This is a genomic window from Enterobacter sp. ENT02 (assembly GCF_019219165.1).
In the GTDB taxonomy this organism is placed as follows: domain Bacteria; phylum Pseudomonadota; class Gammaproteobacteria; order Enterobacterales; family Enterobacteriaceae; genus Enterobacter; species Enterobacter mori.
Genome location: NZ_JAHUWD010000030.1, coordinates 1 through 289, shown reverse-complemented (window position 1 = coordinate 289; position 289 = coordinate 1). Strand labels below are relative to the sequence as shown.

Genomic DNA, 289 nt, shown 5'->3' with positions numbered 1-289 from the left:
TTACCACTTTGTGATTCATGACTGGGGTGAAGTCGTAACAAGGTAACCGTAGGGGAACCTGCGGTTGGATCACCTCCTTACCTTAAAGAACCTGCCTTTGTAGTGCTCACACAGATTGTCTGATGAATGATGAACTTCTGAATGTACTTTTGAGTGCATTAAGAAGTTTTGCTCTTTAAAAATCTGGATCAAGCTGAAAATTGAAACGACACACATGTTATGTGTGTTCGAGTCTCTCAAATTTTCGCAATTTGATGATGAATCGAAAGAAACATCTTCGGGTTGTGAG

At 40.1% G+C, this 289-nt stretch carries 1 rRNA gene; it reads left to right on the top strand.

Features of this window, described 5'->3' with window-relative positions:
• Nucleotides 1-80: ribosomal RNA gene (locus tag KW829_RS22775) — 16S ribosomal RNA — on the top strand; the annotation flags it as partial.
• Between the last annotated feature and the right edge of the window lie 209 nt (nt 81-289).